A 24,480-nucleotide genomic window follows, 5' to 3' on the forward strand; every position below is an offset into this window, starting at 1 on the left:
GAAATGAAATGCTCATCGTCTTCGCGGGACTACCCGGATCGGGAAAATCATCTCTGGCAAAACTGCTCGCGCGGCGACTTCAGGCAACCTACCTTCGCATCGACACCATAGAACAGGCACTGAGGTCTTGGGGATCACTAACGGCCGAGATTACGGCGGAAGGTTATGTAATAGCCTACAATCTGGCGCGTGAAAATTTGCTGGTTGGACAAACAGTCATCGCCGATTCCGTCAACCCAATCGAAACCACCCGCCAAGCCTGGCTCGACATCGCGGCCGACGCGAAGGTTGCAGCCGTACAGGTCGAAGTCGTCTGTTCTGATCCTGTAGAGCACCGCCGACGGATCGAAACGCGCACGACGGATATCGCCGATTTTAGGCTACCCAGCTGGGATGCAGTGGTAACGCGTGAATACCAAGCATGGCGGCAACGACGCATTGTCATCGACACAGCAGGGAAGGATTTAACCGCATCGCTCGAAGAACTGATGTCAATGCTGCCGACAATCGGTGCCTGATACTTTCTAAAGCGGCTGGCCACCTTCGAGAAACTTCTCGGCCAGCGTTTCCGGCAGCCGCCGCGGACGACCGCTGGCGTTGATGACCGCGATGATGACCTTTGCGGCGATCAGCAGGGTGTCGCCGCGGCGAATTTCCTGCGTGAGCACCATCTTGGCGCCGCCGGCCTTTTCGGTGTGGGTCAGCACGGTCAGGATATCGTCCATCCGGGCCGGCGACTTGAAGTCGATCTCCATGCGGTGGACGACGAAAACCAGCCCCTCCTCGTCAGCGGTGATGAGTTCGCGCTGTTCGACGCCGAGGCAGCGCAGATAGTCGGTACGTCCACGCTCGAGGAAGTGAAGATAGCGGGCGTGGTAGACGAGCCCGGAGAAATCGGTGTCTTCGTAATAGACCCGCTGCAGCAGCCGGTGGCCCGCCTCTGTCAGTTCACCTGAAATCGAAAAACCGTGATCCACCATAATTTTCTCCAACGTGCCGCCCCTCTTTGGCGCAAGAGTTTCCGCGGTGCAAGCATTGAACAATTGTCACGCTTCCTAAGTAATTTTCGATAGACGCGACAACCAGGAGATGGCGCCATGAAGATTGCGGTGATGGGCGGGGATGGTTTTATCGGCTGGCCGACATCATTGCATCTCTCCGACGCGGGCCACGAGATCCATATTCTGGACAACCTCTCGCGGCGCTGGATCGATACGGAACTCGGCGTCCAGTCCCTCACCCCCATGGATTCGATACAAGAGCGCACCCGCATCTGGCACGCCGAGACCGGCCGGCGCATTTACTTCAATCTGATCGATCTCGCCAGGGACTACGAGCTGTTGAAGAAATGGCTTGGTGACAGCAGGCCCGATGCGATCATCCATTTCGCCGAGCAGCGCGCCGCACCCTACTCGATGAAGAGCGACCGTCACAAGAACTACACCGTCAACAACAACCTCAACGCCACCCACAATCTGCTCAACGCCCTCACCGAGCTGCAGCTCGACGCCCACGTCATCCATCTCGGCACCATGGGTGTCTACGGCTATTCGACCGTCGGCGCGGCGATACCCGAAGGCTATCTGCCCGTCGGCATCGAGACGTCCGATGGCGAAACCGTCCGGCAGGAGATCCTCTACCCCGCCAATCCGGGCTCCATCTACCACATGACGAAGTGCCTGGATCAGCTGCTCTTCCATTTCTATGCCAAGAACGACGCCCTGCGCATCACTGACCTGCACCAAGGCATTGTCTGGGGCACGCACACGGAACAGACGAGACGCCACGCACAACTTATCAACCGCTTCGACTACGACGGCGACTACGGCACGGTGCTCAACCGCTTTCTCATTCAGGCGGCGATCGGCTACCCCCTCACCGTGCACGGCACCGGCGGCCAGACCCGCGCTTTCATTCACATTCAGGACTCGGTTCGCTGCATCGAACTGGCGTTGGCCAACCCGCCAGCCCGAGGGGCCCGCGTGGAAATCTTCAATCAGGTGACCGAGACCCACCGCGTTCGCGATCTGGCCGAAACGATCGCCCGGATGACAGGATCCGAAATCGCGTGGCTGCCCAATCCCCGAAAGGAAGCACCGGAGAACGAGCTGATCGTGAAGAACGAAAAGTTCCGCAACCTGGGTCTTGATCCGATCACGCTGCAGGCAGGCTTGATGACCGAGATCGTCGATGTGGCGAAAAAATTTGCCTATCGAGTCGACCGGTCGCGCGTTCCCGCGGTTTCGGCCTGGACCAGGGACATCGCCGCCACGCTCAACCGCGATCCCGAAGGCAAGCGGCTGAAATCGGTCTCATGAGCCAAGCGCCGACCCGCCATGCCTATGTGACGCTGGTGACCAATGGCGACTATGCCATGGGGGCCACGGCGCTCGCCCATTCGCTTCTGCGCACCCAAACCGCGGCCGATATCGTCGTGCTTCACACAGCAGGCGTCGCATCGTCCGCACTTGCTCCTCTCCTGACGCTCGGCTGTCGCCTCATCGAAGTCGCGCACCTGCCGCTGTCGGATGCGTTCAACGAACGCCACGTGCGCTCGGCGCTGCATGCCGCCGCCCCTTTCACCAAGGGCCGCAAACCGGACTTTCATTCGCCGCTCGACAACTTTTGCAAGCTGCGTCTCTGGGAGCTCACGGACTACGAAACCTGTGTGTTCATCGACGCCGACGCGATCGTGCTCAGGAATATCGACAAGCTTTTCCTTTATCCGGAGTTCTCCGCCGCCCCGAACGTCTACGAGAGCCTTGCCGATTTCCAACGCATGAACTCCGGGGTGTTCGTCGCAAAGCCGTCCGCCGACACGTTCCGGCACATGCTGGAACGGCTCGATCAGCCCGACATCTTCTGGAAACGCACGGATCAATCGTTCCTGCAGGCCTTTTTCCCGGACTGGCACGGCCTGCCTGTCTACTTCAACATGCTGCAGTACGTGTGGTTTACCATCCCTCAACTTTGGGACTGGAAGAGCATTTCGGTCCTGCACTACCAGTACGAAAAGCCGTGGGAAGCGAATCATCCGAAAGCCGCCAAATTGCGGCCGCTGATCGACCTTTGGCATGCGTTCTACGCCGGCGATGAACTGCCGGACATATCGGCAATGGCCAACCCGGAAGAGGCAGCATGAAGGTATTGGTATCGGGCGGAACAGGCCTCGTCGGACGATATATCGTCGAAGAGCTGCTGGCTGCCGGGTATTCCGTCATCATCGGCGGTCGGCATGCCCCGTTGCCGCGCGCCTTTTCGCGGCCGGTGGAGTTTGCGCCGCTGTCGCTCGATCCAGCCCACGATCACATCGACGCCTTCGACGACGCCTATTTCTTCGTTCATGCGGCCTTCCATCACGCGCCGGGAAAATACCGCGGCGGAGAGGGCGACGATCCGGAAACATTCAGACGGCTCAACCTTGACGGCACCGTCCGGCTCTTCGAAGCAGCCAAGCGTGCCGGCACCCGTCGCTGCATCTTCATTTCCAGCCGTGCGGTCTACGGCGAGCACCCGCCCGGAACCGTCCTGACGGAAACCACGCCCGAAAAGCCCGAAACGCTGTACGGCCAGGTAAAACTGGACGCCGAGCGCAGTCTCGCGCATCTCGCCGGCCCCGGCTTTGCGGCGGCCAGCCTCAGGCTGACCGGCGTCTACGGCAATCTTCGCCCCAACAAATGGGACAAGCTCATCGACGACTATCTCGCCGGCCGGCCTATGCTGTCGCGTGCCGGAACCGAGGTCCATGGCCGCGACGTCGGTCAGGCGGTGCGGCTGATGCTGGAAACCGAGAGTTCGCGCATCTCGGGCGAAACCTTCAATATCTCCGACCTCGCATTGGACACCTGGGACATTCTCGAGCCGATCCGCTGGGAGCGGGACTGTTCGAACAGGCTGCCTGCAGCAGCCGACAAGTCCCAGTTGACGCCGATGGACACCACGAAGATCCGCGCGCTCGGGTGGCAGCCCGGTGGCACGCCGCTGCTGCAGGAGACCCTTCATTTCCTCGCTACCGACGGCATACCGCACAGGCCCACGCAAGCCTGAGGTTGCAAATTGTCCGGGTCTGTACAATCCGGGGAATGGTATGCAGGTCGAATCTACTTCAGCGCTCAATATTCTGCGCAGCACCTCTGTTGCGGTTTCTGACAGCCTCAGCACCGCTGATAGCCCGACCACGGCGCGCTTGAAGATACTCCAGAATTCGGCCAAGGCGCTCGAAACGCTGCGCGAAAGCATGACCACCTCCGCCGACGCGGCCAAGGCTCGCGCCGCCCGCAAGCTGGAAGAAGCCAAGCAGCAGCTACAGATGCTGAAAAGCGGCGGCTTCCCGCCGGAAGTTGTCGCCCGCCTAGCAGCCGAACTAGCCCACAAGATCAGCGCCGCCGCGGCCGAATTCGCATCCGCCGTCGCCGCCACCGCTTCCAATGCAACCGCCGCCTCGGCCGCCGTGAGCGCCGATGCCGCGGCGGGCACATCTGGAGAGACCACTGCGGCTGGCGCCCAGACTGCGGCAGCAGACGACTCCGCCTCAAGCACCGGCACCGATGATGGCTCGACTGAGGCAACGGAACTCGATGACGCAACGCAGGCACGCAAGGCCTACCAGAACGTCGTCGAAGACGGAAAGACCGCCACGTCAGGCATCTCTTCCGAAGATCGCAAGACGATGGAAGAGTTCAAATCGATCCTGCGCGACGTGCGGCAGCTCATGGACAAGGCAATGCGCGAGCTGCGGGAGAAGAACAGCTGGCGCGGGCGGAACGACCAGACAGGCGTCGACAGTGCCGCGCTCGAGGCTCAGGTGCCGGCGTCATCGACACCGACCAGCATCATCGTCTGACGCGGCGCGATTGGCGCGCCCACGTCGCATTCGCGCGTTGCAATCAGCAATGAGCGCTCTATGGTCCAGCAAAACACCACGGCGGACCCGATGAGCTCGAGAGAAATGAAAGCCGAAATGCGCGCCGAGAGGCTCGCGCTCCGAGACGCCATACCGACCGATACCAGGATCGAGAAGAGCCTGGCGATGGCCGACCATGCAGGCGAGGCCATCGCCTTCGCGCCCGGCACGATCATATCCGGCTTTCTGCCGATCCGCTCGGAAGCCGATATCCGGCCGCTGATGGCGCGGTTGCAGGTGCGTGGCGCAAGATTGTGCGTACCCGCCATTCTCGACCGGCAGACGATCGTCTTTCGCGAACTGTTGCGCGAGGCACCCCTCGTCAGCACGGGTTTCGGCACGTCGGGCCCCGGCCCCGATGCCGCAGTGCTTGACCCAGACATCATGTTCGTTCCGCTCTCGGCTTTCGACGCTCGTGGTCATCGGATCGGCTACGGTGCCGGTCATTATGACCGCGCAATCGACCGTTTGAAGCAAAAAGGCATGCATCCGAAACTGATCGGCATTGCATTCGACTGCCAGGAAGTGGCACATGTGCCCGACGAGCCGCACGATGTAAGCCTGGATGCCATCCTGACAGAAAGCGGCCTACGCTTTTTTGCCTCTTGGATTGGATAGCAATGCGACTGCTTTTTCTGGGTGACATGGTCGGCAAGACGGGACGTACGGCGGTCTGGGATCGCCTGCCCGGCCTGATATCGGACCTGAAGCTCGACTTCGTGATCGTCAACGGCGAGAACGCCGCGGGCGGCTTCGGCATCACCGAGGACATTTTCCTCGAGACGATCAACGCCGGCGCCGATGTCGTCACCACGGGCAATCACGTCTGGGACCAGAAGGAAGCCGTCGCCTTTGCCGGTCGCCACGACCAGTTCCTTCGCCCGGCCAACTATCCGCAGGGGACGCCCGGCCGCGGCTCCGGCCTCTTCTATGCGCGCAACGGCGCCCGCGTGCTCGTCGCCAATGTCATGGGCCGCGTCTTCATGCACCCGGAACTGGACGACCCCTTCAAGTCAGCGGAAGCAATCCTGGCGGCCTGCCCGCTCAAGGAGCAGGCCGATGCGATCATCTTCGATTTTCACGCGGAAGCGACGAGCGAAAAGCAGTGCTTCGGCCACTTTGTCGATGGCCGTGCCAGCTTCGTTGTCGGCACCCATACCCACGTCCCGACTGCCGACCATCAGATCCTGAACGGCGGCACCGCCTATCTCTCGGATGCGGGGATGTGTGGCGACTACGATTCGTCGCTCGGCATGGACAAGGATGAACCGCTGAACCGCTTCATCTCGAAAATGCCGAAGGGTCGCATGGAAGCCGCCACCGGCCCCGCGACCATCTGTGGCGTCGGCGTCGAGATTTCCGACGCGACGGGACTTGCCGAGAAGATCGCGCCGCTGCGCCTGGGACCGAGGCTGGCCGAGACCATTCCGGAGTTCTGGCGATAGCCCGGGCGGTCGCTGCCATGACATAAAAGTGAGCAGCGGCCCCGGATTTCAGGTGGACCGACATTTCCTCTTGCCCCATGCTCGCCGATAACGCGCTGCGGAGGAAATGGCATGAGGCTGCATTTTCTTCTCCTGGCAATGACCTGCCTTCTGTCCCTTTCAGCTGCAAACGTCGCTGTCGCGCAAGAGCAGCGAAGGGCCGTGAGCCAGTGCCAGGCAGTTGCCGAGGCGATCCCGAAAGCAACTTTCATAAGCTTTGCCGGCTCCACGCCGCCGACGCCCGCAGGCATCACCGAAGAGACGGTGAAGATCACCTATGTCGGCCACTCGACCTTCCTCATCGAAACACCCGGCGGCATCTCGATCGCGACCGACTATAGCGGCTGGTACACACCGCCGCGGTTGCCGACCGTGGTGACAATGAACCGCGCGCACTCCTCCCACTATACGCTGACGCCCGACCCGGGCATTCGATACGTGCTACACGGCTGGAGCGACGTGCCCGGCGAAAAGCCGAAGATCGACCTCACGGTGGGCGATACCTATATCCGCAACGTCACCACAGATATCCGGGGCAGCTACGGCACCGCGCAACCGGACGCCAACTCGATCTTCATCTTCGAGGTTGCGGGCCTCTGCATCGGTCATCTCGGCCATCTGCACTACGAGCTGACTGAGGCCCATTACACGGAGATCGGCAGGCTGGACATCATCATGGTGCCCGTCGACGGCGGCCTGACCATGGGCGAGGACAGCATGAGCCGGGTGGTCAAGCGCCTCCGGTCGTCGCTCATCCTGCCGATGCATCAGCCGCGGCCGCTGAAAAGCTTTCTGGCGATGTTCGGCCCTGATTTCGACATCACCTACGCACCGACCAACACGATAACGGTCTCGATGCGCACGCTACCGAAGAAGCCCCTGATCTATGTCGCCCAGGGGATGCAGTAAAAAGGCCTGGGAGCCGAAAGCTCCGGGCCGGCTTGCACCATTCGATGGCGCTCAAGCAAAATGCAGATGCTGCCTCACGCCGACATCCGGCATCTTCTCGTCCCCGAGATTGGCCTTGGCGATCTCCCAGCCGAACTTGAGCTTGCTGCCGGTCGAGACCCAGATCTCCGCATCGTCGACATGCATCGCCAGCATCGTCAGGTTCGGGTCCTTCTTGCCGTCCTCATACCAGGCAGCAACGACCGAATTCCAGTACTCATCGATCTTCGACGGATCCGCCCGCACCTCGATTTTCCCGGCAAGGCAGGCGTGATAATCGTGATCCTTGCCGACGAGGCAGAACCGCGCCCGTGTGCCGGGTTTGATTGCGCGCGTGAGCTCCGCGTCAGACTTGGTGTAGAACCAGATGATGTTGGTCTTCGGGTCGGCATGGGGCGCCATTGGCTGCATGTGCATGTCCGCACCCTCGACGCCGAGCATGCCCGCATGCACGTCGTTCACTTGATCCCAAAGCTGCCGTGCCGGGTGTTCCCGTGCCTCATTGAAACTGGCCATCGCACTTCCTTCCGTTTCCAGAGTCCGTGGTTTGAAACGTAGGCCTCCCCGCTTTGTTCCGCTGCGCACAATGAGCTGCAACGTTCCGCCGCACCCGGCAACGCAATGCGCCTGGCGCCTCGCGCTGGCCCAAATCCGCGTCGTCGAGGAGCGCCAGAGGGTGGGTCGCAACCCGGCCGACAAACCGCTTTTCCCTTGAACACGCCCGATTTCGCTCTTATAAGGCGGCCCATTCCTAACAATAAGACGTGAACAGGGGTGCCATGGCTGGCCATTCACAGTTTAAAAACATCATGCATCGCAAGGGCCGTCAGGACGCCGTGCGATCGAAAATGTTCTCCAAGCTCGCGCGCGAAATCACCGTTGCCGCCAAGGCCGGTCTTCCCGACCCGACCATGAACGCACGTCTGCGTCTGGCGATCCAGAACGCCAAGGCTCAGTCCATGCCGAAGGACAACATCGACCGCGCCATCAAGAAGGCAGCCGGTGCCGACGGCGAGAACTACGATGAAGTGCGCTACGAAGGCTACGGCCCGGGCGGCACCGCGATCATCGTCGAAGCGCTGACCGACAACCGCAACCGTACCGCATCCAACGTCCGCTCGATCTTCACGAAGGCCGGCGGCGCGCTTGGCGAAACCGGCTCGGTCTCCTTCTCCTTCGACCATGTCGGCGAGATCACCTACAAGCTGTCGGCAGGCGATGCCGACAAGATGATGGAAGCGGCCATCGAAGCCGGTGCCGACGACGTCGAGACCGATGAAGAAGGCCACTACATCACCTGCGCGTTCGAATCCCTTGGCGAAGTCGCGAAGGCGCTCGAGGCGACGCTCGGCGAAGCAGAGACCGTCAAGTCGGTCTGGCGTGCCCAGAACAACGTACCGGTCGACGAAGAGCGCGCGCAGTCGCTGATCAAGCTTATCGACAGCCTCGAAGACGACGACGACGTGCAGAACGTTTTCTCCAACTTCGAAGTCTCGGAAGAAGTTCTGGCAAAGCTCTCGGCCTGATCTGATCCAATTTGGTTCATCCTGAACAGCCGGCCCCGGAAACGCGGCCGGCTTTTCGTTGTCCACAGCCTTCGTCGCCCGGCACTTCACATCCTGCCGCCGGTCGGTAACACGTTCGTTACCCCGACCCCCTCGTTAAGATATCGCTAACCCTCCCCGACTTGAATGCGTCGCATTCGCTCCAGCCGGTCTGTCTCAAGGCCAGCCTCTCTCACACTCTCGGCGGGGAAAACCACCCATGAAAAGATCAGCCCTCATCCTCTCGTTCACGCTGCTTGGCGCCGCATCGGCCATGGCGCAACCGACCATGGTCAAGCAATTCGAGGACTGGGGCGTCTATTCCTATAAAAAGGGCGGGCAGACGGTTTGCTACATATTGACCGTCCCGAAGGCGATGGAGCCGGCAAGCGTCGACCACGGCCGCAACTTCTTCGTCATCGGCACCGCGCCGAGTTCGGGATACGAGCCGCAGGCGATCATGGGCTACGACCTCAAGCCGGGGTCCCGCGTCAAGGTCGAAATCGGCGACAAGGCCTTTTCCATGTTCACAAAGGGGAAGTCCGCCTGGGTCATCGAAGAAGCGCGTGAGCCGGAGGTGATAAGCGCCCTGCGCTCGGGCAGCAATATGACCGTTCAGGCCCAGTCGCTGCGCGGAACCGCCACCAGCTATACCTATTCTCTGAATGGCGTGACCGCCGCCCTGAAGCGCATGAGCACGTGCAACTGAGGATGGACATTCCTCATGTCATGAAGAGAATGCCTCCGGCACGGCGCGGCAGGAAGCGACTTCTTGCCCTCTGCTGTCTAGGCCTGGCCCTCACATGCGCCCCGATCGCCGCCAATCCGCTGCAGCCGCAGGCACCCGCTGTCAACGGCCCGAAGGGACGTGAGACCGGCCTTGCCGTGCCACGCTTCGTCTCGCTGCGGTCGAAGGAAGCGCGTATGCGCGTCGGCCCGTCCCTCGACTACGGCACCCTGTGGATCTACCGGGTGGCAGGCCTGCCGCTGGAGATAACCGCCGAATATGGTAACTGGCGCCAAGTCAGGGACAGCGACGGCGTCTCCGGATGGATGCATCGCGCGTTGCTCGCCAGCAAGCGCACCGCACTCGTCGGTCCCTGGATCACCAAGCCGGTCGCCATCCGTGCGGCACCCGGCACCTCGACGACGATCCTCGCAAGGCTTTCGCCGAGAGTCCGCCTCGCGGTCCACTCCTGCGACGGCGACTGGTGCCATGTCGACGTGACGGAACACCACCTAGAGGGCTTCGTAAGGCAATCCGCGCTTTGGGGCGTCTATCCGAACGAGACGATCAAGTGACGAGCGGCGTCATTGCACGCCGCCGCCGAGGAACGCCATTCTGGTGAAGATCGTGTAGTGCGCCTCGGATGCCATCATCGCCACGAACACCAGCACCAGGAGCGGCGGCAGCAGGATCGCGTAGACGAGCGCCAGCCTTTCCCAGGCCATGTGCATGAAGATGGCGACGATCAGTCCGGCCTTGAGCATCATGAACAGGATGATCAGCGACCAGCGCGGATAACCCTGGATGCCGAGATAATCCACCAGGTAGGAGAAGGTACTGAGCACGAACAGCAATCCCCAGACCACTAGGTAGAGCCTGATGGGATGTTGTTGGCCGGAATGGGTTTGCGCCTGTGCCATGATGCCACCTCACCAGAGATAGAAGAACGCGAAGATGAAGACCCAGACGAGATCGACGAAGTGCCAGTAGAGGCCCATGATCTCGACGATCTCGTAGCTGCCCTTGCGGCTCGTGAAGAAACCTCGCCTGCCCGTCTCGAAATCACCGCGCAGCACCTTGCGCGCCGTGATCAGCAGGAAGATCACGCCGAACGTCACATGGGTTCCGTGAAAGCCGGTGATCATGAAGAAGGACGAGCCGAACTGCGCCGCTCCCCATGGGTTTTCCCAGGGCCGCACGCCTTCGGTGATCAGCTTCGTCCATTCGAAGGCCTGCATGCCGACGAAGGACGCGCCGAGCGCTGCGGTCAGGAGCATCAGCGCCGCCGTCTTGCCGCGCTCGTGGTGATAGCCGAAATTGACCGCCATCGCCATCGTGCCGCTGCTGCTGATCAGGATGAAGGTCATGATCGCGATCAGGATCAGCGGCACCTCCTGCCCGCCGATATTGAGCGCAAAGACTTCGCTCGGATTGGGCCAGGGAACCGGCGTCGACATTCTGGCGGTCATGTAGGCCAGCAGAAAACAGCCGAAGATGAAGGTGTCGCTCAGGAGAAAGATCCACATCATGGCCTTCCCCCAGGAGACGTTCTTGAACGCCCGCTGGTCCGACGAGAAATCGGCGGCAATGCCGCGCAGACCGGTGCGGGGCAAAAGAGCCCCCTGGTCGGTATCCGTGCGGGTAAGGTCAGCCATCGTCCACCTCCTAGCTAACCAGTTGACGGCAGAGATCGACAAGATTGTTCGCCCAGCCGGTGAAGAGTGCGAGAAGCACCAGCCAGACGATCAGCATGAAGTGCCAGTAGGTGGCGCAGAGCTCGGTGCTCAGGCGAAGCGCCGCCTGCGGAGAGCGGCTGCCCGCTGCCGCCCTGATCCTGACACGGCCGAGAACGGCAAGGCCGCCGAGGATGTGCAGGCCATGCAGGCCGGTCAGCATGTAGAAGAAACTGTTGGCAGGGTTGTCGGCCAGCACATAGCCGGCGGCTGCCATCTGGCGCCACGCCACGAGCTGCCCGATGAGAAACAGGACCGCGGTGGCAAGAGCCGCATCGAGCGCGATCCGTATCGCCTCCTCGCCATCGCGTCTGGCCTCGAACGTTGCCCACTGCATCGCCGCGCAGCTGACGACCAGCACAGCGGTGTTGACCCAAAGAAGCCACGGCACCGGCGGTGACCACCAGTCCGCGCCACCCATGCGGACGAGATAGGCGCTGACCAGCAGCGAAAACAAGGCACCCACGACCGCGAGGAAGATGCCGAGACCGATCTTCGCCACCGGCATCGGCGAGCCCTGACGGGCTGCGACCTCCCCGACGCGCCCCGCCTCGAGCCAGGGCTTCGACATCAGTCGCTGACCACTCATCCACCGACCGATGATGAGCGCAAGCCCGGCCATGAAGACAAGGATCGCGCTCATGCTGGCGCCCTCGTCAAGCCGTCCGGCTGGTTCTGCGGCACGAAATCTTCGGCCGCACCCGGCACGCTGTAGTCATAGGCCCAGCGATAGACGATCGGCAGTTCCTTGCCCCAGTTACCGTGAGCCGGCGGGGTCTGCGGCGTCTGCCACTCCAGCGTCGTCGCCCGCCATGGATTGCCACCCGCCTCGCGCCCATGCCTCAGGCTCCAGGCGACGTTGAACAGGAAGACGAGCTGCGCCGCCCCGACCACCAGCGCCGCAACCGTGATGAACATGTTGAGCGTATGGACCGAGGGCGGGATGAAGACGGTATCGCCAAGCTCGTAATAGCGGCGGGGGACGCCGATCAGCCCGATGTAGTGCATCGGGAAGAAGATGGCGTAGGCACCAAGGAAGGTGATCCAGAAGTGGACCCGCCCCAGCACCTCGTCGAGCATCCGCCCGGTAATCTTCGGATACCAATGGTAGATCGCTCCGAACACCACCATGATCGGCGCAACGCCCATCACCATATGGAAATGCGCGACAACGAACATCGTGTCGGAAAGCGGCACATCGACCACCACATTGCCCAGAAAGAGCCCCGTCAGCCCGCCATTGACGAAGGTGACGATGAAGCCGAGAGCAAACAGCATCGGCAATGTCAGATGGATATCGCCGCGCCACAGCGTCAGCACCCAGTTGTAGACCTTGAGCGCCGTCGGAATGGCGATGATCAGCGTCGTGGTGGCAAAGAAGAAGCCGAAGTTCGGGTTCATCCCACTTACATACATGTGATGCGCCCACACGACGAAGCTGAGCGCGCCGATGATCACGATCGCCCAGACCATCATCCGGTAACCGAAGATGTTCTTGCGCGCGTGCGTGCTGATGAGATCGGAGACGATGCCGAAGGCCGGCAGCGCCACGATATAGACCTCCGGATGGCCGAAAAACCAGAACAGATGCTGGAAGAGGATCGGGCTGCCACCCTGCGACTTCAGCTGCTCGCCCATCTCGACGATGGACGGCATGAAGAAGCTGGTGCCGAGCAACCGGTCGAACAGCATCATGACGGCGGCGACGAAGAGTGCCGGAAAAGCCAGAAGCGCCATGACCGTCGCGGTGAATATCCCCCAGACGGTGAGCGGCATCCGCATCAGCGTCATGCCGCGCGTGCGCCCCTGCAGCACGGTGACGACATAATTCAACCCGCCCATCGTGAAGCCGATGATGAAGATGATCAGCGACGACAGCATCAGGATGATGCCCCAGTCGCGCCCGCCCGGTGTACCGGACAGCAGTGCCTGCGGCGGATAAAGCGTCCAGCCGGCCCCGGTCGGCCCGCCTGGGGCGAAGAAACCGGCGACCAGTACCAGCACCGCCAGCAGATAGAGCCAGTAGCTCAGCATGTTGGCATAGGGAAACACCATGTCGCGGGCGCCGAGCATCAGCGGGATCAGGTAGTTGCCGAAGCCGCCGAGAAAGAGCGCGGTCAGAAGGTAGATCACCATGATCATCCCGTGCATGGTGATGAACTGGTAATAGTGGTCCGCATCGATGAAGGAGAAATAGCCTGGGAATCCGAGCTGCAGACGCATCAGCCAGGAGAGCACCAGCGCCACGAAGCCGATCGAAAAGGCCGTCAGCGAATACTGTATCGCAATGATCTTGGCATCCTGGCTGAAGACGTAGCGCGTCCACCAGCTCTTCGGATGATAGAGCTCCACATCCGGAACTTCTGCAGGTGGTACGAGGCCGCCGGCGGTGCTGGGAATGTCAACCATCGCATACCCTTCCTTCTCACTTCACGCCATGACCACGCGCAGACGTCAGTTGGCTGGCGCCACCGCTGCCATCAGCTGTGAGTATGTTTGCTGCTGCTGGAGCCAGTTCTTGTAGGCCTCCGCGTCGTCGACCACGACCGAGCCGCGCATCTGCGGATGCCCGACGCCGCAAAGCTCGGCGCACAGCACCTCGAATGTTCCCGTCCGCGTCGGCGTGAACCAGAAATAGGTGACCGAGCCCGGTATCATGTCCATCTTGGCGCGGAATTCGGGAACGTAGAAATCGTGCAGTACATCGAGCGATCGCAGGTGGACGCGCACCGACTTGCCAAGCAGCAGGTGCAGATCGCCGCCTGATATGATGATGTCGTCGAGCCCACTCGGATCGCTGGCGATGACGCCGAGCGGATTGTCGGCGGTGACGGCCGTGTTGTCGGCACGCCCGAGCTTTCCATCGACACCAGGTAGCCTGAAATTCCACTGCCACTGCTGGCCGACGACCTCGACCTCGCCGGCGTCAGGCGGCACGGTCACGAACTGCTTCCACACCACCAGCCCCGGCGTCAGCATGGCTGCGACGCCAAGCGCCGTGCCGCCGGCAAGCAACCACTCCAGCCGCTTGTTTTCTGGCTGGTAGGCAGCCGTCCGACCCGGCTTGTGACGGAAGCGAAAGACACAATAAGCCACGAACAGGATCACCGCCACGAACACAAAGCCCGTGATCCAGAAGGTGATGATGAGGGTGTTGTCGATGTAGCTCCAGTTCGACGCTATTGGCGTCCACCACCAAGGGCTCAGGAGGTGGAAAGCCACCGAACCGACGGCAATCAGAACCAGAACCAACACGACGACCATGGGCTCCTCCCGAGCCGCAAACCAGATCGCGGACAAAAATCCGCAACCGTCGCGCGTTTACTTCAGCACTATCTCATAAATATGGGTTGGCGGCAATTATTCGATCGGCGCCGACGGATCGACGTCGCTCGCTCTGGTGAACAGTCGCTATTTCGAGAACTGCTCGAGATAGGCGATCAGATTGGTAATATCCTTGTCGTCCTTGAGGCCGACGAAGGTCATCTTCGTACCCTTCACCTTCAACTTCGGGTCGTGAAGATAGTCCCGCAAGGTCGCCTGGTCCCAAACGAGACCGCCCTTGCCGGCAGCCTGCATGGCGGGTGAATAGGCAAAGTCGGGATGCGTGCCGGCGGTTCGCCCGAACAGATGGTTCAGCGAGGGGCCGACCTTGTTCTTGTCGGTATCGGCGATATGGCACACCGCGCATTTCTTGAAAACGGTCTCCCCTGCTGCAACATCGCCTTCCTGGGCCACAGCCTGGAAGGCGAAAAGACAGACGACCGGTATGCTCATGACAGCAACAAGGCAACGCATAGCAATCCTCCTCTAAAGGTTGCTCAGACAGGGTCGGCCCTCCCGAGCCGGCCTGCTGTCCCATTCGCCCGCCACCGGCAGGCGATTGGCATGCACTGTCACTAGAAGCTATGCTCCGCCTGTACGAAGTCAATTCGTCCAAACAGCGGTGCCGCCAACTGTCGCATTTGCCGCAGACTTCAAGCGGCGGCAGCGCGCCGGAAGTTGCCCAGCCCGGCAAAGAGTTCGACGGACTTCAGCCGCGCCTCGATATCGTGGATCGGCATCGAGATGATCACTTCATCGGCCTGCGTGTCGCGCAGGAATTCCGTCAGCTTGGCCTCGGCGGTCTTCTGCGAGCCGACGACGGCATAGCGGAGCGTATGCTCGACCATCGTCTTTTCCATCGGCGACCAGAAGCTTTCTATGTCGCGGATCGGACGGGGGAATTGCCCGCGGACATTGCGGCGCAGATTGACGAACTGCTGTTGCGCGGAGGTGAAGTGATACTGCGCCTCCTCGTCCGTGTCGGCGACCGATCCCATGGCACCGACCATGGCATAGGGCTTCTCAAGCACGGCGGAGGGCTGGAAGCGGTCGCGGTAGATATCGAGCGCATCGAGCAGCGAATCCGGCGCGAAATGCGAGGCGAACGCATAGGGAAGCCCCAGCATCGCGGCAAGCTGAGCGCTATAGAGGCTGGAGCCGAGCAGCCATATCGGCACGTTGGAATTCATTCCCGGCACAGCCAGGATCGCTTGGTTTTCGACGGGCGCGCCGAGCAGCTGCTGCAGCTCGACGACATCGTTCGGAAAACTCTGTGCTCCGGCGTCAAGATTGCGCCGCAACGCCTGGGCTGTCCGCATGTCTGTTCCCGGCGCACGCCCGAGACCTAGATCGACGCGTCCGGGAAAAAGTGCTTCCAGCGTGCCGAACTGCTCGGCGATCACCAGCGGCGAATGGTTGGGCAACATGATGCCGCCGGAACCGATGCGGATGCGCTTCGTCGCCGCGCCGACGTGACCGATCACCACCGCCGTCGCCGCACTGGCAATGCCCGGCATGCCGTGATGCTCGGCCAGCCAGAACCTGTTGTATCCGAATTCCTCGGCTTTCTGCGCCATCCGCGCCGAAGCATCCAGGGACTGACGGATCGTACCGCCTTCCGGAACAGGGGAGAGATCGAGAATCGAGAAGGGAACCATGGGAGGGCCTGTCGGTAATTGGACTGAATGCCCTATGTAGGTGCTCGCACAGGCCGACCAAAGGGCGTCGGAAGAAAAACGACGGTAGCGGGTCGCCACCGCCGCCATGCCGTGCCCGCAAAAGCGAACGGCTTTTCGAGGATCACTCGCCCGGCGGCCGGTGCTCGCGAAGGTGACGCACCGCAACGCCCGCCGGTAGATCGCTACGCCCCATCGTCTTCGGGACACCGACGCGCTGTGCAAGGTAGATGCTGGAATGCCCGCTGAAGAGGTAGGAGACGAAACAGGCCACGGCGAGATAGACCGCGTGGGTGGTGCCGAACAGTTCCATGCCCATGATCAGGCAGGCGAGCGGCGTGTTGGTGGCGCCCGCGAAAACCGCGACGAAACCGAGTGCCGCGAAGAGATCGACCGGCGCGCCGAGCACACCGGCCAGGGCGCTTCCGAGTGCCGCACCGATAAAGAACAGCGGCGTCACCTCGCCACCCTTGAAGCCGGAACTCAGGGTTATGACCGTAAACAGCGTTTTCCAGAACCAGCTCCAGTAATCGACATGCCCAGGCTGGAAGAAACCCGGAATGGTCGCATCCCCGGGATTGGGCGACCAGACGCCTAGCCCCAGATATTCGCGCGTGCCAAGCAGATAAACGAGCAACAGCAGCGCCGCGCTAGCCAGCACCGGACGCAGCGGCGCATAGGGTATCGCGCTCTTCAGCACAGCCGAAAGCCGATGCGACACCTCCGCGAAGAGATGCGCCATGATACCGAAGGCGACGGCGGCAATGGTTACCTTGACGAGCAGCAGCGGCTGCAGGTGAAAGCCGACGGCCGCGCTCTCAAGAAAGCTGATGTGATATCGGGTGTGCTCGATGCCCCAGGCATGGCAGGTCCAGTCCGCGACGATCGCCGCCAGCAGCGCGGGCAGCAGGGCCTCATACTGGATGCGACCGATCGTCAGCACCTCGAGTGCGAACACGGCACCCGCAATCGGCGTGCCGAACACAGCGCCGAAACCGGCCGCGATGCCCGCCATCAACAGGATGCGCGTCTCGGCCGGGCTCAGCCTGAACATCCGCCCGAAGGAACTCGCGAGGCTCCCTCCCATTTGCACCGCGGTCCCCTCACGACCCGCCGAGCCGCCGACGAGATGAGTGACGACGGTCGAAACCAGGATGAACGGCGCCATCCGCAACGGCACGCCGCCATCGGGTTCGTGGATCTGGTCGACGATCAGGTTGTTTCCACCCTCAGCAGCACCGCCGAAACGGCCATAGACGAAGACCATCGCGAAACCGGCGACCGGCATGGCATAGATCAGCCAGGGATAATCGAAGCGGAGCGCGGTGGCCTCATCAAGCGCCCAGAGAAACAGCGCAACGAGCGAACCGACCACAATGGCCATCGGCGTGACGACGGCGGCCCATTTCAACAAGGCGCGGACCTGCCGCAGGCGCAGGCCGACAAGCTCGGAGAAACCCATCAGAAGTTTCCTCCGGCGCTCGTATCAAAACGACAAGACAAGGATGACTTAGTTCCAGGCACGACTCTACTCCTTCGCGTCAGCGCGTTGAGTAGGAGTCATCAGCTTCGTCGGGGAAGCGGTTCGACCATTATTGGTCCGGCAGAATCCATTACCGTGTGCATTGGATAGGCGAACAGGCCTTCGGCTGTCAACAGCGTCGGGAAACACAGGCTTCGGGCAGCCCGACCGCCCGCTGCATTCCCGGCGACAATTGCCACACCGTCTTCCGCGTCGGTGGCATAGCGACGGCTGTAACGACAAGCAGCGTCGCGCCGCATCACCGGCCCGCAACCGTTGCGCTGATGTAGTGGGTTAACGTGAGAAACCGCGTCATTCCAAGGGCCTCGGCCAATCGGATGGAAGGCAGGTTCGTGTCCTCCACCTGATAGCGAGCAACAAGTCCCCGGCGTTTCAGTTCAGCAAGTGCCGCTTGAACGACACCGCGAGCCAGACCGCGACCACGCGCCTCGGGAAGCGTATAGACACCACCGATTTCCCATATGTCGCCATCGATTTTAAAGGCGAAACAGCCGGACAGGCACTCGCCGTCGACCTCCGCTGTGGAGGTGAACGCCTCCCCACGCTCCATGAGCGGTTGCAGCCACGCGGCACGATGGCCCTGTGCAGCAAAAAGATGAAAGGGCGCTTCTGCAGTGACCGTTCCGATGCGCGCCGTTTCACCAGTCAGAGAAAAATCCGTCGAGGTGTAGGAGATGAAGGAGGTCCGTCTCTCCATCGGAAACGCCTCTTCGACGATCGCCCTGTCATCGTCGGAGCCAAGCTTGAAGACAAGCACGCGGTCACGCGGCACAAACGGCAGCAGCGAGCGCGTCATCTCCGGTTCATCACTGGCGATGATCGCCGACGCATGCGCATCGGGATAAGTCGCAAGATCATATTCGCTGAACGCGTGGTCGATCAGCAGAAGCGTCGCGACACGATCGCCCGACACAAGCTGATGGACACGCACACCTTCAGGGCGTGAGGTGAGAAACTTCAGCAGCACGACATTGGCGAGCGGCCTGCGTCGCAGCGTCGTCAATATCTGATCTGGATCGGTTTGCGCCGACAGCATTCTCGGCACCTTCGGGGCGGGAGAGTGGAAAAGCCCGCAAATACGGGCTTTTCCTTCGTTGTTCGATCAGCCCTTGCGACGCAGCACATGCACCTCTGCGCTATGCTGGTAGTGGCTCGGCGCCAGGGTAAAGTTTGCAAGCTGCCGGTCCATCTCGACCGCCTCGGTGGCAAGCCGGTGGATCGCTGCGGTGGTCTCTTCGACCATGGCCGCATTCTGCTGCGTCATCGTATCGAGTTCGGCCACGGCGGCGTTGATCTGCCGAAGCGTATCGGCCTCCTCGCGGGTCGATTCCATGATCTCGCTGATCTGGCCGTTGATGGCCTCGACGTGGCTGCCGATCCCGGTCAACGCCTCACCTGCCCGCTCGACCAGGGCAACGCCCGCCTCCACCTCATGAGTGGATTTCTGTAGCAGGTTGGCGATCTCCTTGGCCGCGCTCGACGAGCGCTGCGCCAGTTCGCGCACTTCCATGGCGACGACCGCAAACCCCTTACCTGCCTCGCCGGCACGGGCGGCTTCGACGCCGGCGTTCAGGGCCAGAAGGTTCGTCTGGAAGGCGATGGAATCGATCACGGTGATGATCGAATTGATCTGCCGCGACGATGCCTGAATGGCTTCCATGGCGGCAATCGTGTCCCGCATGATCTGGCCGGACCCGGTCGTCTCACGCTTCGTGTCCCGTGCGATGCGCTCGGCCTGCTCGGCGCGCTCGATCTGAACGCGGACGGATTGGGTGATCGCGTCGATGGCATTCGCGGTCTCGGTGATCGATGCCGCCTGCCGCTCTGTACGGCCCGCCAGTTCGTCGGCGCCGGTGCGCATCTCTTCGGAGCCGCCACGCACAGCCATCGAGTTTCCGCCGATCGCGGTCATCGTTTCGCTGAGTGCGGCGAGCGCCTGGTTAAAGTTGACGCGCAGGCCCTCCAGCTCGTTCGGGAAACGGCGGTCGATCTGATAGGCAAGATCGCCATTCGCCAGATGATGCAGGCCCTCGTCGATCGATTCAACGACGTCCTGCAGGGTTTTCGCTTCCGCTTCGCGCTCCGCCATGTGCTGCTGGCGGTCCCGTTCGGCGCGAGCACGGGTCTCGGTGCTTGCAGCCTCCATCTCCCGGCTCTCGATCAGCGACTGCTTGAAGCGCGCCAGGGCTTTGGCCATGGTGCCGATCTCGTCGCCACGGTTCTGGCTGCCGATGTCGACAGCGAGATTGCCGTCAGCAACCTCGCGCGTGACACCGGCAAGCTTAGCCAACGGCGAAAACAGCATCTTGGTAATGATACCGGTGGCGATCGCCATGACGACAAGAACGGCGATCGCGATCATCGTCAGCAGGCTGGCGATTTCGATCGAACCGGCGTTGATCTCGCTGAGACGCACGCTCTCCACCACGAGATAGCGCCCGCCCTGGTAATCGATGCCCTTGACGTAGGCGCGTGCCGTGCCGTCGGCGCGGGCGAAGTCGTCCACCGTCATCGCGCTGCTGGCAAGCGCATCCTTGATGAAGGTGAAGGGAGCCGTATCGAGGGTGACAAGCTGGCCGCTCGCGTCGACCGCAACGGCGGAGCCATCGTCGGACACGATTGCCGCCTGCGCGGTGCTGCCCGACACGATGCCCTTTGCCAGGATGTTGGTGAAGATGTCGTCACGCACCTTGAAGAGGAAGATCCCCTTCGGCGCCCCGAGCTTGACGATCGGCACCGCGTAAAAGATCGCGGCCTTGCCGGTCGCCGCATCGACGCGAAGTCCGGAGAACGCCGCCGGCGCGGAATCGTCGGTCGCCTTCTTCGCGTTCTCGAGAGCCTTGCTGAAGGCCAGCCCCGCCCCCGTCGCTTTCCAGGCATCCGCCTTCAGATTCTCGGCAAACTCGTCGCCCTTCTTGTAGGAGTAGAGCACATTGCCATCGAGATCGGCGATCAAAAGGTCGCTGAACGGCGTGTTCTCGAGGTCGCGGGCAACCTCGCTTTGCGTCGTCTCATGGTTCGAATAGTAGAAACCGCTCGGCGCATCCGGCTTCAGCAGCTTCTCGCGCTGATCGGCCGGGTTCGGATTGTTGGTGATGAAGACCTTCTTCAGTTCGGCGCGGGCATCGCCCGAGGTCTTCTCGATCGTCTTCCAGCCGCTCTTCAGGCTGGTGATCGACATCTGCAGCGCTTCGATGCGCGCGATGGAATTCGACTGATTTTCGAGCTGCTGCAACTGTTCCTGCAGCATGTCGCCGCGGAAGATGAGCACGCTCTCCTTGGCCTTCAACGCCTGCTCGCCGGAAATGCGGCTGCTGGCGAAATAGGCAAGACCGTTAATGACCGCGATGGACAGCGCAGTCAGCAGAATGAATGTAGCAATGACCTTGAACGACAGGGACTGGAATCTCTGAGCCATGGAACGACGAACCCCTTCCGGAACGGCACATGACGACCGGACGCGCGAACGTCCGATCGGCAGACCTGAAAACAGAAAACGGGGAGCCTTTGCTTCCGGAGAAGCCGGCTCCTCTCACATTTTATGGACCAAAAGTTGCGCACGGAGTTTAAATTGACGTAAACGGCAACACTTGAAATCAGGCAATGTTTTTGTTTTGTTCACATATCGATGGCAGTTATTTTACAACTGCAATAGGGTGAAGCATGCAAAACACGATTCGCATCATCGGCATTGACCCCGGCCTGCGCCGCACCGGCTGGGGCGTCATCGAAACGCTCGGCAACTCGCTGCGCTTCGTCGCCTCGGGCACGGTGACCTCGGACGGCGATATGGATCTCGCCTCGCGCCTGTGCCAGCTGCATGACGGCCTGGCGGAAGTCGTTCACAGCTATCAGCCGGATGAAGCCGCCGTGGAGCAGACCTTCGTCAACAAGGACGCGGTTGCCACCCTGAAACTCGGGCAGGCACGCGGTATCGCCATGCTGGTTCCCGCTCGCGCCGGGCTGCAGGTCGCCGAATATGCCCCCAATGCGGTCAAGAAATCGGTGATCGGCGTCGGCCATGGCGAGAAGCGGCAGATCCACATGATGTTGAAGATCCTGATGCCGAAGGTCGAGTTCAAAGGCGACGATGCCGCCGACGCGCTTGCCATCGCGATCTGCCATGCCCACAATCGCGGCGGCAACCGCATGCGGCAGGCAGCCCTGGCCGGGTGACCGTCGTGACAGAGGCGGACCGTCCGCCGCTTTTCTTTGCCTTATCAATCCCGAAACCTACCCCTGACGGACCCAATTCATGATCGGCAAGCTCAAAGGCACCATCGACGAAATCGGCGACGACTACATCCTCGTCGACGTGCACGGCGTCTGCTACGTCGCCTTCTGTTCGGCACGCACGCTGTCGCGCCTCGGCTCTGTGGGCGAGGCCTGCATCCTTTTCATTGAAACCTACGTCCGCGAGGACCAGCTCAAGCTCTTCGGCTTCATGACCGCGCTGGAGCGTGAATGGTTCAACCTGCTGCAGAGCGTACAGGGCGTTGGCGCCAAGGTGGCGCTCGCGGTCCTTTCGACGCTGACCCCGAGCGAGCTTGCAAACGCCATCGCCTTGCAAGACCGTACCGCCGTTTCCCGCGCCCAGGGCGTCGGCCCGAAGGTTGCGGTGCGTATCGTCACCGAACTGAAGAACAAGGCGCCGGCCTTTGCGGGCGAAGCATCCGCCAATATCGGCCTGAAGCAGGAGCTGGGCGAAGGTGTTGCCGCCGCACCGGTTGCCGATGCCGTGTCGGCGTTGACGAACCTCGGCTATTCCCGCGACCAGGCTGCCAACGCGGTGGCCGCGGCGATGAAGACCGCCGGCGAAGGCGCCGACAGCGCCAAGCTCATCCGCCTCGGCCTGAAGGAGCTGGCGCGGTGACCTGTGCATCTCGGCGGGGTGCCAAAATGGCCGGCTTGGTGTATTGATCCACAGTGTTTGAAGATTGGAAAGTGCCAGCATGAGCGACGCCGCGCGCCTGATATCCTCGGAAAAGCGAGGCGAAGACCTGGATGTGACGCTGCGCCCGCAGTCACTGGACGAGTTCACCGGCCAAGCGGAAGCGCGCGCCAACCTGAAGATCTTCATCGAGGCCGCGAAGAACCGCGGCGAAGCGCTGGACCACGTGCTCTTTGTCGGCCCACCGGGCCTCGGCAAGACGACACTGGCCCAGATCATGGCCAAGGAACTCGGCGTCAACTTTCGCTCGACCTCGGGCCCGGTTATCGCCAAGGCCGGCGACCTTGCCGCGCTTCTGACCAATCTCGAAGAGCGCGACGTTCTCTTCATCGATGAAATTCATCGCCTCAGCCCGGCCGTCGAGGAAATCCTCTATCCTGCGATGGAAGATTTCCAGCTTGACCTGATCATCGGCGAAGGACCCGCCGCCCGTTCGGTCAAGATCGACTTGTCGAAGTTCACCCTGGTTGCCGCCACCACCCGCCTCGGCCTGCTTACCACGCCGCTGCGCGATCGCTTCGGCATTCCGGTGCGCCTGAGCTTCTACACCGTCGAGGAGCTGGAACTGATCGTGCGGCGCGGCGCGCGCCTGATGAACCTGCCGATGACCGACGACGGCGCGCGCGAGATCGCACGACGCGCCCGCGGCACCCCGCGCATAGCCGGCCGTCTGTTGCGGCGTGTTCGCGATTTCGCGGAAGTGGCAAAGGCGGAAGCGGTCACCCGCGAAATCGCCGACGAAGCGCTGACACGCCTCCTCGTCGACAATATGGGCCTCGACCAGCTGGACAAGCGCTACCTCAACATGATCGCCGTCAATTTCGCCGGCGGACCGGTCGGCATCGAGACCATCGCCGCCGGCCTGTCGGAGCCGCGTGACGCGATCGAGGACATCATCGAGCCCTATATGATCCAACAGGGCTTCATCCAGCGTACGCCGCGCGGCCGCGTGTTGACCGCAACCGCCTGGAAACACCTCGGCATGCAGCCGCCCAAGGATCTGGAAGCGGCACAGTTCCGGCTATTTCAGGAAGACGATTGACCCCAGCGGTTAGCGACGGAGCAGCGGAGACAATAGCGATGCCCACCTTCGACCCCTGCCGCTCCCTCCGCAAGCTCGCCTATAACAACGCGCTCGCAAACAATCGGCTGCACGCCGCCTGCGCTTGCCTTGCGCCAGGCGAGTTCGAGGCAACCCGCGTGAGTTTCTTCCCGTCGATTAAGGCGACGCTCAACCATATCCTCACGGTCGATTGGTTTTACGTCGACGGCCTCGAAGGCGGCGCGCTCGGTCCGAAAGCCTGGGAAGTCGAGGAGCCGTACGACAATATCGCGGACCTCGCCCGCGCGCAGGCCGCCGTCGACCAACGGCTCGTTGCCCTGGCGGAAGCGCTAACCCCTGAGAGCATGATGTCGACCGTCGATCTTCACCGCAGCGGGCGCATCCAGCAGGAGCGCATGGAAGATGTTCTGGGCCATCTCTTCCAGCACCAGACACACCATCGAGGTCAGGTCCACGCCATGCTTGCCGGCAGCAGCGTCGCGCCGCCGCAACTCGACGAGTTCATCGTCGCGGACGATGCGCGTTTCCGGGGCGACGAAATCGCCGCCCTCGGATGGAGCGAAGATATGCTGATGCGCTAGTCC

General features: G+C 61.8%; 27 protein-coding genes and 1 riboswitch. Of the genes, 15 read left to right on the forward strand and 12 right to left on the reverse strand.

The annotated features are described in order from the left end of the window. Nucleotides 1-8 precede the first annotated feature (8 nt). Entirely contained in the window at nucleotides 9-518 is a 510-nt protein-coding gene (locus QTL94_RS07320; RefSeq protein ID WP_065692532.1) for a P-loop nucleotide/nucleoside kinase family protein, read from the forward strand. A gap of 6 nt (nucleotides 519-524) precedes the next feature. On the opposite strand, the gene ybgC is transcribed toward QTL94_RS07320, so the two are convergent. Continuing rightward, complete coding sequence (ybgC, locus tag QTL94_RS07325; protein ID WP_065692531.1) at nucleotides 525-980, reverse strand: tol-pal system-associated acyl-CoA thioesterase; 456 nt, start codon at nucleotides 978-980, stop codon at nucleotides 525-527. 117 nt (nucleotides 981-1,097) lie between these two features. Between ybgC and QTL94_RS07330 the strand changes: the two genes are divergently transcribed. The 7 genes from QTL94_RS07330 to QTL94_RS07360 all read left to right on the forward strand — a co-directional run bounded on the left by QTL94_RS07330 (nucleotide 1,098) and on the right by QTL94_RS07360 (nucleotide 7,296). After that, the gene (locus QTL94_RS07330; RefSeq protein ID WP_289801086.1) at nucleotides 1,098-2,318 is read left to right on the forward strand and encodes an NAD-dependent epimerase/dehydratase family protein; all 1,221 of its coding nucleotides are present in this window, start codon (nucleotides 1,098-1,100) and stop codon (nucleotides 2,316-2,318) included. Next, complete coding sequence (locus QTL94_RS07335; protein WP_289801087.1) at nucleotides 2,315-3,142, forward strand: glycosyltransferase; 828 nt, start codon at nucleotides 2,315-2,317, stop codon at nucleotides 3,140-3,142. The genes QTL94_RS07330 and QTL94_RS07335 overlap by 4 nt, the downstream gene beginning before the upstream one ends. Then, on the forward strand, nucleotides 3,139-4,047 hold the full coding sequence (locus tag QTL94_RS07340; RefSeq protein ID WP_289801088.1) for an NAD-dependent epimerase/dehydratase family protein: 909 nt from the start codon (nucleotides 3,139-3,141) through the stop codon (nucleotides 4,045-4,047). The genes QTL94_RS07335 and QTL94_RS07340 overlap by 4 nt, the downstream gene beginning before the upstream one ends. Before the next feature lie 40 nt (nucleotides 4,048-4,087). Further along, a complete protein-coding gene (locus tag QTL94_RS07345; protein WP_289801089.1) occupies nucleotides 4,088-4,843 on the forward strand; it encodes a hypothetical protein in 756 nt (251 codons plus the stop codon). Nucleotides 4,844-4,933: 90 nt separating this feature from the next. Further along, complete coding sequence (locus QTL94_RS07350) at nucleotides 4,934-5,521, forward strand: 5-formyltetrahydrofolate cyclo-ligase (protein WP_289801090.1); 588 nt, start codon at nucleotides 4,934-4,936, stop codon at nucleotides 5,519-5,521. A 2-nt stretch (nucleotides 5,522-5,523) separates the two neighbouring features. After that, nucleotides 5,524-6,348, forward strand: a complete 825-nt coding sequence (locus tag QTL94_RS07355; protein ID WP_289801091.1) for a TIGR00282 family metallophosphoesterase — start codon at nucleotides 5,524-5,526, stop codon at nucleotides 6,346-6,348. A 111-nt stretch (nucleotides 6,349-6,459) separates the two neighbouring features. Next, on the forward strand, nucleotides 6,460-7,296 hold the full coding sequence (locus QTL94_RS07360; RefSeq protein ID WP_289801092.1) for an MBL fold metallo-hydrolase: 837 nt from the start codon (nucleotides 6,460-6,462) through the stop codon (nucleotides 7,294-7,296). A 51-nt stretch (nucleotides 7,297-7,347) separates the two neighbouring features. Here the strand turns inward: QTL94_RS07360 and QTL94_RS07365 are convergent, their stop codons facing one another. Next, complete coding sequence (locus QTL94_RS07365; RefSeq protein WP_289801093.1) at nucleotides 7,348-7,851, reverse strand: pyridoxamine 5'-phosphate oxidase family protein; 504 nt, start codon at nucleotides 7,849-7,851, stop codon at nucleotides 7,348-7,350. A gap of 263 nt (nucleotides 7,852-8,114) precedes the next feature. On the opposite strand from QTL94_RS07365, the gene QTL94_RS07370 reads away from it, so the two are divergent. The 3 genes from QTL94_RS07370 to QTL94_RS07380 all read left to right on the forward strand — a co-directional run bounded on the left by QTL94_RS07370 (nucleotide 8,115) and on the right by QTL94_RS07380 (nucleotide 10,181). Beyond that, a complete protein-coding gene (locus QTL94_RS07370) occupies nucleotides 8,115-8,861 on the forward strand; it encodes a YebC/PmpR family DNA-binding transcriptional regulator (RefSeq protein WP_113521828.1) in 747 nt (248 codons plus the stop codon). A 238-nt stretch (nucleotides 8,862-9,099) separates the two neighbouring features. Continuing rightward, a complete protein-coding gene (locus QTL94_RS07375; protein WP_113521829.1) occupies nucleotides 9,100-9,588 on the forward strand; it encodes an invasion associated locus B family protein in 489 nt (162 codons plus the stop codon). Nucleotides 9,589-9,608: 20 nt separating this feature from the next. Beyond that, nucleotides 9,609-10,181 (forward strand): SH3 domain-containing protein, encoded by a 573-nt coding sequence (locus QTL94_RS07380; protein WP_289801094.1) that lies wholly within the window; start codon nucleotides 9,609-9,611, stop codon nucleotides 10,179-10,181. 9 nt (nucleotides 10,182-10,190) lie between these two features. On the opposite strand, the gene QTL94_RS07385 is transcribed toward QTL94_RS07380, so the two are convergent. From QTL94_RS07385 to QTL94_RS07430, 10 genes are all read right to left on the reverse strand, one after another. Beyond that, nucleotides 10,191-10,526, reverse strand: a complete 336-nt coding sequence (locus tag QTL94_RS07385) for a cytochrome C oxidase subunit IV family protein (protein WP_289801095.1) — start codon at nucleotides 10,524-10,526, stop codon at nucleotides 10,191-10,193. Nucleotides 10,527-10,535: 9 nt separating this feature from the next. After that, nucleotides 10,536-11,261 (reverse strand): heme-copper oxidase subunit III family protein, encoded by a 726-nt coding sequence (locus QTL94_RS07390; protein WP_289801096.1) that lies wholly within the window; start codon nucleotides 11,259-11,261, stop codon nucleotides 10,536-10,538. Nucleotides 11,262-11,271: 10 nt separating this feature from the next. After that, the gene (locus QTL94_RS07395) at nucleotides 11,272-11,982 is read right to left on the reverse strand and encodes a cytochrome c oxidase subunit 3 (protein ID WP_289801097.1); all 711 of its coding nucleotides are present in this window, start codon (nucleotides 11,980-11,982) and stop codon (nucleotides 11,272-11,274) included. Beyond that, nucleotides 11,979-13,748: a cytochrome c oxidase subunit I gene (gene ctaD, locus QTL94_RS07400; RefSeq protein WP_065692449.1), complete on the reverse strand. Its 1,770-nt coding sequence runs from the start codon at nucleotides 13,746-13,748 to the stop codon at nucleotides 11,979-11,981. The genes QTL94_RS07395 and ctaD overlap by 4 nt, the downstream gene beginning before the upstream one ends. A 45-nt stretch (nucleotides 13,749-13,793) precedes the next feature. Continuing rightward, a complete protein-coding gene (locus QTL94_RS07405; RefSeq protein WP_065692448.1) occupies nucleotides 13,794-14,603 on the reverse strand; it encodes a cytochrome c oxidase subunit II in 810 nt (269 codons plus the stop codon). Between the two features lie 147 nt (nucleotides 14,604-14,750). Next, a complete protein-coding gene (locus tag QTL94_RS07410) occupies nucleotides 14,751-15,137 on the reverse strand; it encodes a c-type cytochrome (protein ID WP_065692447.1) in 387 nt (128 codons plus the stop codon). Nucleotides 15,138-15,316: 179 nt separating this feature from the next. After that, nucleotides 15,317-16,321 carry an LLM class flavin-dependent oxidoreductase gene (locus tag QTL94_RS07415; protein WP_065692446.1) on the reverse strand — a complete coding sequence of 335 codons (1,005 nt, stop codon included), beginning with the start codon at nucleotides 16,319-16,321 and terminating at the stop codon, nucleotides 15,317-15,319. Nucleotides 16,322-16,463: 142 nt separating this feature from the next. Then, nucleotides 16,464-17,801 (reverse strand): voltage-gated chloride channel family protein, encoded by a 1,338-nt coding sequence (locus QTL94_RS07420; RefSeq protein WP_289801098.1) that lies wholly within the window; start codon nucleotides 17,799-17,801, stop codon nucleotides 16,464-16,466. Between the two features lie 85 nt (nucleotides 17,802-17,886). After that, nucleotides 17,887-17,966, reverse strand: a riboswitch (Fluoride riboswitch). A gap of 154 nt (nucleotides 17,967-18,120) precedes the next feature. Beyond that, the gene (locus tag QTL94_RS07425) at nucleotides 18,121-18,918 is read right to left on the reverse strand and encodes a GNAT family N-acetyltransferase (protein ID WP_289801099.1); all 798 of its coding nucleotides are present in this window, start codon (nucleotides 18,916-18,918) and stop codon (nucleotides 18,121-18,123) included. Between the two features lie 66 nt (nucleotides 18,919-18,984). After that, nucleotides 18,985-21,300, reverse strand: coding sequence for a methyl-accepting chemotaxis protein (locus tag QTL94_RS07430; RefSeq protein ID WP_289801100.1), 2,316 nt, complete (start codon nucleotides 21,298-21,300; stop codon nucleotides 18,985-18,987). Nucleotides 21,301-21,545: 245 nt separating this feature from the next. On the opposite strand from QTL94_RS07430, the gene ruvC reads away from it, so the two are divergent. The 4 genes from ruvC (at nucleotide 21,546) to QTL94_RS07450 (ending at nucleotide 24,477) form a co-directional block, all read left to right on the forward strand. Further along, entirely contained in the window at nucleotides 21,546-22,058 is a 513-nt protein-coding gene (gene ruvC, locus QTL94_RS07435) for a crossover junction endodeoxyribonuclease RuvC (RefSeq protein WP_065692442.1), read from the forward strand. Nucleotides 22,059-22,137: 79 nt separating this feature from the next. Continuing rightward, the gene (ruvA, locus tag QTL94_RS07440) at nucleotides 22,138-22,755 is read left to right on the forward strand and encodes a Holliday junction branch migration protein RuvA (RefSeq protein ID WP_289801101.1); all 618 of its coding nucleotides are present in this window, start codon (nucleotides 22,138-22,140) and stop codon (nucleotides 22,753-22,755) included. A gap of 79 nt (nucleotides 22,756-22,834) precedes the next feature. Then, nucleotides 22,835-23,875: a Holliday junction branch migration DNA helicase RuvB gene (gene ruvB, locus QTL94_RS07445; protein WP_065692440.1), complete on the forward strand. Its 1,041-nt coding sequence runs from the start codon at nucleotides 22,835-22,837 to the stop codon at nucleotides 23,873-23,875. 38 nt (nucleotides 23,876-23,913) lie between these two features. Continuing rightward, nucleotides 23,914-24,477, forward strand: coding sequence for a DinB family protein (locus QTL94_RS07450; RefSeq protein ID WP_289801102.1), 564 nt, complete (start codon nucleotides 23,914-23,916; stop codon nucleotides 24,475-24,477). Nucleotides 24,478-24,480 lie beyond the last annotated feature (3 nt).

Source organism: Rhizobium sp. S96 (assembly GCF_030382195.1).
Taxonomy (GTDB): Bacteria; Pseudomonadota; Alphaproteobacteria; order Rhizobiales; family Rhizobiaceae; genus Rhizobium.